The 12,623-nt window shown below is 55.5% G+C and carries 13 protein-coding genes; 7 read left to right on the forward strand and 6 right to left on the reverse strand.

Annotated features, from left to right (window positions below; translation table 11 throughout):
- Positions 1–28: 28 nt before the first annotated feature.
- The 4 genes from ACIGCM_RS07290 to ACIGCM_RS07305 all read right to left on the reverse strand — a co-directional run bounded on the left by ACIGCM_RS07290 (position 29) and on the right by ACIGCM_RS07305 (position 4,736).
- Positions 29–301, reverse strand: coding sequence for an oxidative damage protection protein (locus tag ACIGCM_RS07290; protein ID WP_339490890.1), 273 nt, complete (start codon positions 299–301; stop codon positions 29–31).
- Positions 298–1,365: an A/G-specific adenine glycosylase gene (gene mutY / locus ACIGCM_RS07295; protein WP_397501378.1), complete on the reverse strand. Its 1,068-nt coding sequence runs from the start codon at positions 1,363–1,365 to the stop codon at positions 298–300. The genes ACIGCM_RS07290 and mutY overlap by 4 nt, the downstream gene beginning before the upstream one ends.
- The gene (locus ACIGCM_RS07300; protein WP_397501379.1) at positions 1,362–3,566 is read right to left on the reverse strand and encodes an AsmA family protein; all 2,205 of its coding nucleotides are present in this window, start codon (positions 3,564–3,566) and stop codon (positions 1,362–1,364) included. Before ACIGCM_RS07300 ends, mutY begins: the two co-directional genes overlap by 4 nt.
- 66 nt (positions 3,567–3,632) lie before the next feature.
- The gene (locus ACIGCM_RS07305; RefSeq protein WP_397501380.1) at positions 3,633–4,736 is read right to left on the reverse strand and encodes an NAD(P)/FAD-dependent oxidoreductase; all 1,104 of its coding nucleotides are present in this window, start codon (positions 4,734–4,736) and stop codon (positions 3,633–3,635) included.
- A 242-nt stretch (positions 4,737–4,978) separates the two neighbouring features.
- Here ACIGCM_RS07305 and hisB point away from each other — a divergent pair, with 242 nt between their 5' ends.
- The 7 genes from hisB to ACIGCM_RS07340 all read left to right on the forward strand — a co-directional run bounded on the left by hisB (position 4,979) and on the right by ACIGCM_RS07340 (position 9,883).
- On the forward strand, positions 4,979–5,572 hold the full coding sequence (gene hisB, locus ACIGCM_RS07310; RefSeq protein WP_010488624.1) for an imidazoleglycerol-phosphate dehydratase HisB: 594 nt from the start codon (positions 4,979–4,981) through the stop codon (positions 5,570–5,572).
- Positions 5,572–6,210: an imidazole glycerol phosphate synthase subunit HisH gene (gene hisH, locus ACIGCM_RS07315; protein ID WP_339490895.1), complete on the forward strand. Its 639-nt coding sequence runs from the start codon at positions 5,572–5,574 to the stop codon at positions 6,208–6,210. Before hisB ends, hisH begins: the two co-directional genes overlap by 1 nt.
- Positions 6,211–6,471 (forward strand): DUF2164 domain-containing protein, encoded by a 261-nt coding sequence (locus ACIGCM_RS07320; RefSeq protein WP_397501381.1) that lies wholly within the window; start codon positions 6,211–6,213, stop codon positions 6,469–6,471.
- 78 nt (positions 6,472–6,549) lie between these two features.
- Positions 6,550–7,287: a 1-(5-phosphoribosyl)-5-[(5-phosphoribosylamino)methylideneamino]imidazole-4-carboxamide isomerase gene (gene hisA, locus ACIGCM_RS07325; protein ID WP_397501382.1), complete on the forward strand. Its 738-nt coding sequence runs from the start codon at positions 6,550–6,552 to the stop codon at positions 7,285–7,287.
- Between the two features lie 57 nt (positions 7,288–7,344).
- Positions 7,345–8,115 (forward strand): imidazole glycerol phosphate synthase subunit HisF, encoded by a 771-nt coding sequence (hisF, locus tag ACIGCM_RS07330; RefSeq protein ID WP_397501383.1) that lies wholly within the window; start codon positions 7,345–7,347, stop codon positions 8,113–8,115.
- 134 nt (positions 8,116–8,249) lie between these two features.
- On the forward strand, positions 8,250–9,005 hold the full coding sequence (locus tag ACIGCM_RS07335; protein WP_397501384.1) for a substrate-binding periplasmic protein: 756 nt from the start codon (positions 8,250–8,252) through the stop codon (positions 9,003–9,005).
- A gap of 122 nt (positions 9,006–9,127) precedes the next feature.
- A complete protein-coding gene (locus ACIGCM_RS07340) occupies positions 9,128–9,883 on the forward strand; it encodes a substrate-binding periplasmic protein (protein ID WP_397501385.1) in 756 nt (251 codons plus the stop codon).
- A 137-nt stretch (positions 9,884–10,020) separates the two neighbouring features.
- Here the strand turns inward: ACIGCM_RS07340 and ACIGCM_RS07345 are convergent, their stop codons facing one another.
- Entirely contained in the window at positions 10,021–11,334 is a 1,314-nt protein-coding gene (locus tag ACIGCM_RS07345; RefSeq protein ID WP_397501386.1) for a S41 family peptidase, read from the reverse strand.
- 32 nt (positions 11,335–11,366) lie between these two features.
- Positions 11,367–12,623, reverse strand: coding sequence for a murein hydrolase activator EnvC family protein (locus tag ACIGCM_RS07350; RefSeq protein WP_397501387.1), 1,257 nt, complete (start codon positions 12,621–12,623; stop codon positions 11,367–11,369).

A 12,623-nucleotide genomic window follows, 5' to 3' on the forward strand; every position in this document is an offset into this window, starting at 1 on the left:
TTTTGATCAGTTTCACCCTTGGCCGGAATTATTCGCTGGGCGGTACGTAACCTTCAGCTTGAGCGTAATCCTCGCCCGACAAGAATTTGTCCATCTCGGCTTGGAGGAATTTACGGTCCTCGGCGTTCATCATGTTCAGGCGACGCTCATTGATCAGCAGGGTTTGGTGTTTCTGCCACTCATCCCAAGCTTGTTTGGAGACATTGTTGAAGATGTCTTCACCCTTGGCTCCTGGGTACGGCGGGCGTTCAAGGGCTGGAAGTTCTTGTTTGTGCTTGCGGCACATTACGGTACGGGTCATGACAGTTCTCCTGCATTCAAAGCGTCTGCCGCGCGTTTCAGTAATTTTTTGACTGGGGCAGCAAGGCCCAAGCGTGGCGGTTGGGCGAGGTTATACCAGAGCCAGTCGGCCTCGGCCACGCTCGTCGGTGCTGTGGTGACGTTGATCAGCCAGGGTTCGATAGCGAGTTGGAAGTGGCTGAAGGTGTGCGTGAGCTCGGCCAGCGGCTGGCGCGCGCCTAAATTCAGTTGATGGCTATTGGCGAGTAATTCTAGCTCGTCCAGGTCGGATAGCTCGGGCAGGCTCCATAAGCCTCCCCAAAGGCCGCTGGACGGTCGGCGATAAAGCAGAATGTCGCCTTCACGGTTGGCCAGTATCGGCATCAGTGTGCGCTTTTGTGGCAGGGCTTTGCGCGGCTTGGGGATGGGGTAGCGTATCTCCAGTCCAAGCAAATGTGCCTGGCAGCCTGCTTTTAGCGGGCACAGCAGGCAGCTCGGCTTGCTTCGCGTGCAGAGTGTTGCACCCAGATCCATCATCGCTTGGGTGTAGTTATTCACGCGCTGCTGCGGGGTGAAACGCTCGGCAACATCCCAGAGCTGCTTGGCTACTTTGGGTTCGCCCGGATAGCCCTCTTGGGCGACGTAGCGAGCCAGCACGCGTTTGACGTTGCCGTCGAGAATCGGTGCGCGCAGGCTCATGCTCAGGCTGGCGATAGCACCTGCGGTTGAGCGGCCAATGCCGGGCAGGGCGATAAGGGCTTCCAGGTCACGGGGGAACTCGCCGGCATGCTCAGACATCACAAGCCTGGCGGTTTTTTGCAGATTGCGGGCGCGGGTGTAGTAGCCCAGCCCGGTCCACAGGTGCAGCACTTCATCCTCGGGCGCTTCAGCGAGATCGCGTACCGTTGGCAGGGCGTCCATAAACCGGTCGAAGTAACCCAGAACAGTGCTGACCTGTGTCTGTTGCAGCATGATTTCTGACACCCAGACCCGGTAGGGCGTGATGCCCTGTTGCCAGGGCAGGTCTTTGCGACCGTGCGCGTCATACCATTGCAGAACAGCTGTTGAGAACTGCTCGGGGCTCATCGTTTGAACAGGCCCTTAAGTGCGTCTTTCAATTCCGGGCTGACTTTGTCGCCGAGTTTTTCTTCAAGCTTTTCATTGATTTTATCGCCAGCCAGTTTTGCCGCGACTTTGCCCATGCCGGCTTTGTCCAGGCGGCAGGCTTTTGCACCAAGTTCAAGTGGGCCGCGGCAGCGGATTGGCCATTCAAGACCCACGTAGCGTTCGTTCACTTGGCAGGCCGGGTCCGGCATTTCGCGGGTGTCGCCGAGCAGGGTGACGCCGATGCGGTAGTCCAGGCCGAGCACACGCAGGTCCAGATCACCATCGCCAGCTACATCCAAGCCCGGTACTGCGACTTTCAGGTCTGGATTACTGGCCACGCCATTGCGGAACGTCAGGTTGCCGTGGAGGGTTTTGAATGGGGTGTCCTTGCCGGTAATTTCACGGGTCAGTTGCTTACGGTTAAGGGTGGCAATGCCTTGGCAGATTTGCTGCTCTAGGTTGGCGTCAACCAGCACGCCGTTTTCCAGGGCGAAGCTGCTGGTGCCATTGAGTGCGTCAACCCAAGCTTTTTGGCTGTTGCCACTGGAGGTTAGGTTGGCTTGCAGATCAAGCAGGCCTTTGACTGGTGCTTTGTTCTTGGCCGTAGTCAGAAATGGCTCAACCGGCAGGCGCTTAATGGTGCTTTGCAGGCTTAAAACGGGTGTGGCCGGGCGCACATCAACCTTGGCTTTGGCCTGAAAACTGCCGTTACCGAGATTGCCGCTGGCGTTGTCGAGTGTCAGCAGGCCGCTTGTGCTTTTGGCTTGCAGGTCGACATTGCTGAAGTGTTGTTTGTCGTAGGTTAATTGAGCAAGGTTCAGTGCGACCTGCATGTCGAGTTTGCGCAGGCGTTCGATTGGCAGCACTTGCTCAGTGCTCCAAGCTTGCTGGGTCGGTGCATTGGGCAGCTCTGAAGTGCCTGCTCCGACTTTGGCTACGCTCTGTTTGACTTCAGCATCACGTGCGTTTGCTTCTTTCGATTTCGGCGGCAGGTAGCGGTCAAGGTCAAGCGTGTCGCCTTTGAGCTTTACCCGCAGCGCTTGTTTGGCGAAGTCGTCGACTGCAAGCTCGCCGGTGAAGGTGGTGTCATCAAGCTTGAGGGTCATTTCATCGAGTTTGATGCTGTTTGGACTGCCGCTGAGGCGCGTCACCAGCTCAAGTTTGTTCAGGGTGGTCTCATCGGCCATAGGCGGGATTTCCTGACCAATGCCTTTAAGGAACTGGCGCAGGTTCACTTCGGCAACAGACAGGCCACCACTTATTTTTGGCTTGTCGCGCAGGTCGGTTACCTTGATGTCACCAATGGCGCGCAGTTGGTTGGCAGATAGTTTCAGGCTGCTCCACTGGGCCGTATTGGCGGCCATATCAGCGGTGAGCTGGCCTTGCAGGGCATAAGTCAGGGTTTGGCCGTTAAGGGGTTCGCCGGATGCTTCGCCGGAGATTTTTGCGTTCTCAAGTTCATAGCGCTTTAACACTTGATCAAAGCGCAGGTCGCCTTGCAGCTCAGTGCGGGCGCGCAGGACAGGTTTGTTGATACCAAAGAAAGCGCTGAGCTTGATCGGTACGCTGGCACCTTCCTGGATCGCGCCGGTGGTCAACTGGATGCTTTCAGCGCTGAATTGCTGGCCTTTCTGGGCGTTGTGGTAGTCAACGCGAGCGCTGTTGACGATCAGGCTGTCAATATCGAGCTTGACCGGGTCGCCTCCCTTCGCCGGTGCGGTCGGAGTGCTTGGCTCTGGCTTGGTTGCAGGGTCATTGGATGCATTGGCCACTTTTCTTGGGTGGCCGACGTTTTCCCAGTTGCTGTGCCCTTTGTCGTCAATATCCAGATTGAGGTTGAGGCCATCAACGCGGATATCACTCATCTGGATTTCTTTACGCAGCAGCGGCAAGACGCGGACCGACAAACCAAGCAGGCGTAAATCCGCGAATGGCTTGTCCGGGGTGTCAGCGCTGGCCAAGGTGGCGTCGGTCAGCTCAAGGCCCAGCCAAGGAAACAGGCTCCAGCCAATATCGCCATTGAGTGTCAGCTCAAGGTTGGCTTTCTCGCGGGCGAGATCGCGGATCTCGTCTTTATAGTCGTTGGGATCGAACAAGTGGGTCAGGGCAAAGCCCAGAGCCACAATGATCAGCAGCAGTCCGAGGAAGAATAAACCCAGGATTTTGCCGAGCGATTTCATGAACGATTCCTTGTGTGCATTAGCATAAATATAAACGGGTAAGTATAGCGTCGCGCGCGTTACATATTAATGCCTGGCAATTCGCTCAGCGATTGCAAGGCTGGCAGTCAGGCCCGGCGACTCGATCCCGAATAGGTTGATCAGCCCTTCCAAGCCGTGGTCTGCAGGGGTTTGGATGACGAAGTCGGCAGCCGGTTCCCCTGGACCCGACAGCTTTGGACGGACGCCACTGTAACCCGGCACAAGGCGTGAGCTGTCGAGTTTTGGAAAATATCGGCGGATTGCCTGGGCAAAAGGTTCAAGCAAGCCGCTCTCTACGCTGTAGTCGAGTCGTTCAACGTAGCGGCTATCAGGACCAAAACGCAACTGGCCACCCATGTCTAGCGTGGCATGAATACCGAGCCCGGTCGCGTTGGCTTCAGGCATCGGGTATATCAGGCGGCTAAAAGGTGAGCGGCCACTGTAACTAAAGTAACGACCTTGGCACAGGTGCAGTGCGGGGATCAAATCCGGATTGAGACCCTTTGTGTTGTGCGCCAGTTGCTGAGCAAACAAGCCTCCAGCGTTTATAACGTGCTGCGCCTTGAGGCTGAATGCTTCACCACAGCTATAACCCTGTACAACCCAACCATTAACTGTGGGCTCAAGCCGTTCTATCCGTGTATCGAGTACAAGCTGTGCCCCATTGCGCTCTGCCTGGGTGAGTAATGACTGCAAATAAGCATGGCTGTCGATAATTCCGGTGCTTGGCGACAGCAATGCCTCAATGCCCTGCACCGCAGGTTCAAGTGTATGGAGTTGTTGCTGGCTGATGGCCTGTAGATCATTAACGCCGCAGGCTTCGGCGTTCTCGGCAATGGCCGTAAGTTTGCTCCGCTGCTCATCACTGACAGCCACCAGCAACTTGCTGATGCGTTGATGTGGCACCTGGTGCTCGGCGCACCACGCATACAAGCGGTCCCGGCCCTCTATGCACAACTCGGCTTTGAGTGAGTCTGCGGCGTAGTAAATGCCCGCATGGATGACCTCGGAATTGCGACTTGATGTGTGGCTGCCGATGAGCTTTTCGGCCTCGACTATCAAGGTGCTTTCGTTGGGTTTGGCGAGCCGGGCGGCGCATGCAAGGCCGAGTGCGCCAGCGCCAATGATCAAGCGGTCAATTGTGTCCATGGGCGAGAGCCTGCTGAGTTGTCATTAGGATAGTGCCGCAAAGTGGTGATGGATGTCAGTCAGCAACGTATTTATACGATGGCAAAAGTGCCTGCAGATAGGCCATGCAGACCCCTTCTAGAGGGGGATTTCTTACTAACGGTAATTAGCGGGGCGTCAGCATTGGCTATCGCCGGTAGCCGCCTCGGATAAGCCTGCCTATAATGGCTACCCTTTTGCATAACGATTGAGTGGAGCAGGTGATGGCCGAACGTACGGCATTCGTCGAGCGCAATACACTGGAGACCCAAATCAAGGTCTCGATCAACCTGGATGGCACTGGCAAGGCTCGCTTTGATATTGGCGTGCCATTTCTTGAGCACATGCTTGACCAGATTGCCCGCCATGGCCTGATTGACCTCGATATCGAGTGTAAAGGCGACCTGCACATTGACGATCACCACACCGTCGAAGATGTGGGGATCACCCTCGGTCAGGCGTTTACCAAGGCCATTGGCGACAAAAAAGGCATGACTCGTTACGGTCACTCCTATGTGCCGTTGGACGAAGCGCTGTCGCGCGTAGTTATCGACTTCTCGGGTCGTCCGGGCTTGCAGATGCACGTGCCATTCACCCGTGCGGTGGTTGGCGGCTTTGACGTTGACCTGTTCCAAGAGTTCTTTCAGGGCTTCGTCAACCATGCCCTGGTCAGTCTGCACATCGACAACCTGCGTGGCACCAACACTCACCACCAGATCGAAACCGTGTTCAAGGCCTTCGGCCGCGCACTGCGCATGGCTGTAGAGCTTGACCCGCGTATGGCCGGACAGATGCCGTCGACTAAGGGCGTGCTCTGATGCAAACGGTAGCCGTTATCGACTACGGCATGGGCAACTTGCACTCGGTCTCCAAGGCACTTGAACATGTGGGGGCTGGCCGTGTGCTGGTCACCAGCGATGCACAAGTGATTCGCGAAGCTGATCGCGTGGTGTTCCCCGGCGTTGGCGCAATCCGTGACTGCATGGCTGAAATCCGCCGTTTGGGCTTTGATCAGTTGGTGCGTGAAGTCAGTCAGGATCGTCCGTTCCTCGGCATCTGCGTGGGTATGCAGGCGCTGATGAACCGCAGTGAAGAAAACGGCGGCGTTGAGTGCATTGGTCAGTTTCCAGGCTCTGTGCGCTTCTTTGGCAAAGGCCAAGTTGAAGACGGCGAAGCGCTGAAAGTCCCGCACATGGGCTGGAATGAAGTCGCACAAACAGTTAAGCACCCGCTGTGGCATAACATTCCTGACATGGCGCGTTTCTACTTCGTGCACAGCTATTACGTCGAAGCCGGCAACCCGAAGCAGGTGGTCGGTCGTGGTCATTACGGCAACGATTTCGCCGCCGCCTTGGCTGATGGTTCGCGTTTTGCGGTGCAATTCCACCCGGAAAAAAGCCATACCCATGGCTTGCAGTTGCTGCAGAATTTTGCGGCGTGGGACGGGCGCTGGTAAATGGCTCGGGGCAAGGAGAAAGCCGCCATTCTTAGCCTTGAACCGGCTCAGGAAGCGGCTGCTGTTGCAAGCCTACAGAGGTTTCTTGATCAGCGCTTCGAGCTTGAGCTGGGCTCGTTTGAAGTGCAGGAAATTCTTGAGCTGTTCAACCGCGAGATCGCTCCGCTCTACTACAACAAGGCTGTCGATGATGTGCAAACTGTGCTCAGAGACCGGTTTGAGAGTATCGAAAGCGACTTGTGGGCGCTGGAAAAAAGTTAATGAGCCGCTTGAGCGTCTGCTGGACAGGGGTTCAAGGGTTTTCTCGGATTAATGATAAGACTTGAGTAGGTTCAACCGATGCTGATTATCCCTGCAATCGACCTCAAAGACGGCGCCTGTGTGCGTCTGCGCCAAGGCCGTATGGAAGACTCAACAGTGTTCTCCGATGATCCGGTGAGCATGGCGGCCAAGTGGGTTGAAGGTGGTTGCCGCCGCCTGCATTTGGTTGACCTGAACGGCGCATTTGAAGGCCAGCCAGTCAATGGTGACGTGGTCACTGCAATCGCCAAGCGCTACCCGAATCTGCCGATCCAGATTGGCGGCGGTATCCGTTCGCTGGAAACCATCGAGCATTACGTCAAGGCGGGCGTTAGCTACGTCATCATCGGCACCAAAGCAGTCAAGCAGCCAGAGTTCGTGGCCGAGGCCTGCAAAGCCTTTCCCGGGAAAGTGATTGTTGGTCTGGATGCCAAAGACGGCTTCGTCGCCACCGACGGCTGGGCTGAGGTCAGCACTGTGCAGGTTATCGACCTGGCAAAGCGCTTTGAGGCTGACGGTGTCTCGGCCATCGTTTATACCGACATCGCCAAAGACGGCATGATGCAAGGGTGCAATATTCCCTTCACCGCGGCGCTGGCAGCAGCCACCTCGATTCCGGTTATTGCCTCGGGCGGTATTCACAACCTCGGCGATATTAAAAACCTGATGGCCGCCAAGGCACCCGGCATTATTGGCGCTATCACTGGCCGGGCTATCTACGAAGGCACCTTGGATGTTGCCGAAGCGCAGGCGTTTTGCGACAGCTTCAAAGGCTGATTTCCCGCTTCAGTCGGCAGACAACTCAGGGTTGTCTGCCCTCAACAGGACTCCATCATGGCACTGGCAAAACGTATCATTCCCTGCCTCGACGTCGACAATGGCCGCGTGGTTAAAGGCGTTAAATTCGAGAACATTCGCGACGCCGGTGATCCGGTAGAGATCGCCCGTCGCTATGACGAGCAGGGTGCTGACGAGATTACTTTTCTCGACATCACCGCCAGCGTTGATGGTCGCGATACCACGCTTCACACCGTTGAACGCATGGCCAGTCAGGTGTTTATCCCGCTGACTGTCGGCGGTGGTGTGCGTACGGTGATGGACATCCGCAACCTGCTCAATGCAGGCGCTGACAAGGTCTCGATCAACACGGCCGCGGTATTCAACCCGGAGTTTGTCGGTGAGGCCGCGCAGCGCTTTGGTTCGCAGTGCATCGTTGTGGCTATTGATGCCAAGCGGGTCTCTGGCCCTGGCGAAACGCCGCGTTGGGAAATCTTCACCCATGGCGGGCGTAAGCCTACCGGGCTGGATGCCGTGCTGTGGGCGAAAAAAATGGAAGACCTTGGCGCGGGTGAGATCCTTCTGACCAGCATGGATCAAGACGGCATGAAGAGCGGTTTTGACCTGGGCGTTACTCGGGCAATTAGCGAGAGCGTGGGGATTCCGGTCATCGCTTCGGGTGGCGTGGGTAATCTCGATCATCTGGCTGATGGGATTCTTGAAGGTAAAGCGGCTGCGGTTCTTGCCGCGAGTATTTTTCACTTTGGTGAATACACTGTGCCTGAGGCGAAAGCCTATATGGCTAGCCGCGGCATTGTTGTGCGTTAGTGTTATGCATGCGCTATCTCAGGTCACGGGGAGTGACCTGAGTCGCAGCTATAGAGATCCGATTGTTGTCTGCTTAAAAACAGGGCTAGTCTTGCCCACCTAAAATTATAAGTTTTGAAATAGGGTCGTAATTGATGTTGAAGCGTCTGCTGTTGGCAAGTGCTGGGGCACTGCTATTGATGTCTGGGGTGGTGCGGGCCGAGATCGATGAAAGTTACCGCATGGTCTTGCTGACCGAGAACTTTCCGCCATACAACATGGCAATCAACGGTAAAAACTTCGCGCAGGAAGATAATCTCGACGGCATTGCTGTGGATATCGTCCGTGAAATGTTCAAACGTGCGGGTATTCAGTACAGCCTGACCCTGCGCTTCCCGTGGGATCGGATCTACAAGTTGGCGCTAGAGAAGCCAAACTACGGCGTTTTTGTGACGGCGCGTTTGCCTGAGCGTGAGAAGCTGTTCAAGTGGGTTGGGCCAATTGGGCCGGATGACTGGGTTCTCCTGGGGCGTGGCGACAGCACCATCACGGTAAAGAATCTTGAGGAAGCCAAGCAGTACAAAATTGGCGCTTACAAGGGTGATGCCATTGCTGAGCATCTGGAGAAGCAAGGGCTGTCTCCAGTTACGGCATTGCGCGATCAGCTCAATGCCAGCAAGTTGATGTCCGGACAGATTGATTTGTGGGCAACGGGTGACCCAGCGGGGCGTTACCTGGCCAAGCAAGAAGGTATCTCGGGGTTAAAAACCATCTTGCGGTTTGATACTGCTGAGCTTTATCTGGCGCTCAATAACGAGGTGCCAGACGAGGTGGTACAGAAGCTGCAGGCAGAGTTGGACAAGATGCGCAAAGAGGGCTTTGTCGACGACACGCTCAATAGCTATCTGTGACACCAAACGGGCCTTATAAGGCCCGTTTGCATAACAGGGATTTGTCGAGGGGCGCTACAGCCCAGATGAATAGGGGTGTCGTAAGCCAATAATCACAATACACGCGGGGCGGGGAAATCAAGATGCTAAAGAAAGTGAAGAACGGTCTGTTATTCGCACTGGTACTGATGGCGAGTGCAGCGCATGCCGAGTTACCAGAAGACTACAAAGTAGTGTTACTGACTGAGAACTTTCCACCCTTTAACATGGCGGTGGACGATAAAAACTTTGCGCGTGATGACGGTATTGATGGCATTAGCGCGGACATCGTGCGCGAGATGTTCAAACGTGCTGGCATTAAGTACAGCCTGACCCTGCGCTTCCCATGGGATCGCCTGTATCGCCTGACTCTGGATAAGCCTAACTACGGCTTGTTCTCAACCACCTACACCGAAGAGCGTAAGCCGCTGTTCAAGTGGGTTGGGCCATTGGCTAAAACCGGTTGGGTGTTGTTGGCAGCGCCCGGCAGCGATATCAAAGTTACCAGCCTTAAAGACTCTGCGAAGTACAAGATTGGCGCTTACAAAAATGATGCGGTCAGTCAGGCTCTGGAGAGCGAGGGCATGCAGCCAATCAATGCGCTGCGTGATCAAGAGAACGTTAAGAAGCTGACCTCTGGCAAGATTGATCTATGGGCAACGACTGACCCTGTTGGTCGTTACATTGCCAAGCAAGAAGGCGTCAGTGGGCTCAATACAGTGCTGCGCTTCAAAGAAGCTGAGCTGTATCTGGCCCTGAATAAAGATACGCCGGATGAGGTCGTGCAGCGTTTGCAGAAGGCTCTGGATGAGCTGCGCGCTGAAGGCTTTATTGATGATATGACAAACAGTTACCTGTAACTGCGGCTCATAAAAAACCGGTTTGGTGATAAGCCAAACCGGTTTTTTTGTGGCTGCTGCTTGTGCAAGTAACTCGAATATTTGCGGCCAATGGTGGATGAAAAAGCGTCATCCATTCTACCGTTCGCGCGGATTCTTCAGTTGCGGGTGATGTTCAGCCCTTTGAGCAGATTCAGCGCTTGGCTCAATTGGAAGTCATCATCTTGCGGGCGTTCTTGGGCGGCTCTTTCACTGCTGCTTGGCTTATCGGCACCGCCGTTACCGTTGCCCAAGTGGCCCTGTAGATCGGCCTCTCGGTAATTGAGGCTTGAAGCCGGGCCTTCACGGGTGAGCTTGGCGCGATTGACTTCTATGTCCGGGACGATGCCCTGAGCCTGGATCGAGCGGCCATTCGGGGTGAAGTAAAGTGCAGTGGTGAGCTTCAACGCACGGTCGCTGCTCAGCGGCAGGACCGTTTGCACTGAGCCTTTACCAAAGCTGTCGGTGCCCATGAGCACGCCACGTTTGTGATCTTGCAGCGCGCCAGCAACAATTTCTGATGCCGAAGCGCTACCGCCGTTGATCAATACCACTAGCGGTACGCCTTCGCTGGCGTCAGCTGGGTCTGCGGAGAAACGCAGCTCAGAATTGGCGATGCGGCCTTTGGTGTAAACGATCAAACCTTTCTTGAGGAAGTGATCGGTTACTTCAACGGCTGCTTGCAGCACGCCGCCTGGGTTGTTGCGCAGGTCAAGTACCAGACCACTGAGTTTCTTGCCGTTGTCCTTGCGCAGTTTGTTCAAGGCTTTGCCGACTTCTTCGCCGGTGTTGACCTGAAACTGCGAGATGCGGATGTAACCGTAGTTGGCCTCCAGCATCTGGCTCTTGACGCTCTTAACCTTGATGGCCGCGCGAGTCAGCTCGACAACAAAAGGCTTTGAGCCGTCACGCACGATAGTCAATTTGATTTTGCTGCCCGCTTTGCCGCGCATTTTGTCGACGGCATCGAGCATCGACAGGCCCTTGGTTGGCTGGTCGTCGATTTTGATAATCAAGTCGCCCGGCTGAATACCCGCTTTTGACGCTGGGGTGTCATCAATGGGCGAGACAACTTTGACGAAGCCGTCTTCCATGCCCACTTCAATGCCGAGCCCGCCGAACTCTCCGCTGGTGCTTTCTTGCAGCTCAGCGAAATCCTCGGGGCCGAGGTAGGCAGAATGGGGGTCAAGGTTACTGATCATGCCTTTGATGGCATTTTCCAGCAGTTCTTTATCGGTAACCGGCTCGACGTAAGAGCTTTTGATGCGGTCCATCACCTCAACGAAGGTGCGCAGCTCATCCAGCGGCAATGGCGCTTTATCAGTGGCGGGAGCGGTTGCTGGAGCGACGACCTCTGCTGCATGAGACAGTGATACGCCGCTAAGTAGGGCGATCGCTAAGGCCAGAGAGGTAAGGCGGGACAAATGCGGCATGTCGAACTGACTCCTACGGAATAAAGAAGCGCTTATCCTTGCGCGCGGCACCATTGTGCCGGGTCACTTGGGCGACCCTTTTGGCGAATCGCAAAATACAATGCAGGCGTATCTTGCCCGCCGCTGGTACCCACTGTTGCAATTGGGTCGCCAGCTTTAACCACATCACCAGCGTTCTTTAGCAGGCTCTGATTGTGCCCATACAGGCTCAAATAACCATTGCCATGGTCGAGAATGACCAGAAGTCCTGCTCCGCGCAACCAGTCAGCAAAAACAACACGCCCGCCATGTACGGCGCGGACTTGGCTGCCGGCTGCTGCGCTAATCAGTACGCCATCCCACTTGGTTCGAGCGTCTCCGCCGCGCGGGGTTCCATAGCGTGCCAGTAGACGGCCATTTACCGGCCAGGGTAGTTTCCCGCGGGCATTGGCAAATTGGCCGCCGTAGACCGCGCCAGAGCTGACAAGTGGCCCGCTCGGGATGCTGGCTGCAGACCCGGATGACTTATTTTGGCGCTTGGCCTCATTCGCGGCGGCAATGGCTCGCTGGCGTGCGGCCTCTGCTTCACGGGCCTGACGGGCAAGGGTTTCATCGATGGTTTTGATGACTTTGGCCAACTGGGCCTGATCACGCTGACGGGCTTTGAGCTTTTTGTCGCGCGCCGAGTAGTCAGTGTTGAGCTTGGCCAGCGCCACCTGACGTTGTTTGCGAACCTGCTCTAGCTTTGCAGTCTGAGTGTCGAGGGTACTTTTGCGCTCAAGCAGTTGGTGTTGCTGGGCGGTGATTTCATTTTCGACGTTGGCCAGTTGGCGCAGGGTTTCGTTGAAGGTATTCAATTGCTCCATGCGTGCCTTACTGACGTAGTCATAGTAGGTCATGGTGCGCGAGAATTTTTCTGGGTTCTGCTGGTTGAGCAACAGCTTGATGTACTCCTGACGGCCACTTTGGTAAGCCGCCCGGGCTTGAATTCCGATCAGTCGCTGCTGTTCAATTCGCGCGCTCTGGAGTTTTTTTTTCTCTGTTTCCAGGTCCTTGATCTGTTCTTCGCCTTCGTTGAGCTGGTCTTGCAGGTCTTTAACCTGTTTTTCCAGCTCGCCCATCTCGGTTTCGGTCTGTTTCAGCGATTTCTGGACGCCGGACTTTTCCTGCTGAATTTTTCCCAGCAGTTTTTTTAGCTCGACGACGTCTGACTGAGCGGCATTGAGCTTTTTTTGCGCGTCACTTTTCTCATCTGCAAATGCAGGGGAGAGCAGGCACGTCATCAATATCAGGATTAGGGCGCGAAACAT

Origin of the sequence: Pseudomonas sp. NPDC078700 (assembly GCF_044542375.1) — a bacterium.
Taxonomy (GTDB): Bacteria; Pseudomonadota; Gammaproteobacteria; order Pseudomonadales; family Pseudomonadaceae; genus Aquipseudomonas.

Excerpts from the sequence above, each read along its gene's own strand:
- hisA (WP_397501382.1), top strand. The coding sequence starts at position 6,550 with ATGCTGATTATCCCTGCAATCGACCTCAAAGACGGCGCCTGTGTGCGT.
- hisB (WP_010488624.1), top strand. The coding sequence starts at position 4,979 with ATGGCCGAACGTACGGCATTCGTCGAGCGCAATACACTGGAGACCCAA.
- ACIGCM_RS07350 (WP_397501387.1), bottom strand. The coding sequence starts at position 12,623 with ATGTTTCGCGCCCTAATCCTGATATTGATGACGTGCCTGCTCTCCCCT.
- hisF (WP_397501383.1), top strand. The coding sequence starts at position 7,345 with ATGGCACTGGCAAAACGTATCATTCCCTGCCTCGACGTCGACAATGGC.
- ACIGCM_RS07335 (WP_397501384.1), top strand. The coding sequence starts at position 8,250 with ATGTTGAAGCGTCTGCTGTTGGCAAGTGCTGGGGCACTGCTATTGATG.
- mutY (WP_397501378.1), bottom strand. The coding sequence starts at position 1,365 with ATGAGCCCCGAGCAGTTCTCAACAGCTGTTCTGCAATGGTATGACGCG.
- ACIGCM_RS07340 (WP_397501385.1), top strand. The coding sequence starts at position 9,128 with ATGCTAAAGAAAGTGAAGAACGGTCTGTTATTCGCACTGGTACTGATG.
- ACIGCM_RS07305 (WP_397501380.1), bottom strand. The coding sequence starts at position 4,736 with ATGGACACAATTGACCGCTTGATCATTGGCGCTGGCGCACTCGGCCTT.
- hisH (WP_339490895.1), top strand. The coding sequence starts at position 5,572 with ATGCAAACGGTAGCCGTTATCGACTACGGCATGGGCAACTTGCACTCG.
- ACIGCM_RS07320 (WP_397501381.1), top strand. The coding sequence starts at position 6,211 with ATGGCTCGGGGCAAGGAGAAAGCCGCCATTCTTAGCCTTGAACCGGCT.
- ACIGCM_RS07300 (WP_397501379.1), bottom strand. The coding sequence starts at position 3,566 with ATGAAATCGCTCGGCAAAATCCTGGGTTTATTCTTCCTCGGACTGCTG.
- ACIGCM_RS07345 (WP_397501386.1), bottom strand. The coding sequence starts at position 11,334 with ATGCCGCATTTGTCCCGCCTTACCTCTCTGGCCTTAGCGATCGCCCTA.
- ACIGCM_RS07290 (WP_339490890.1), bottom strand. The coding sequence starts at position 301 with ATGACCCGTACCGTAATGTGCCGCAAGCACAAACAAGAACTTCCAGCC.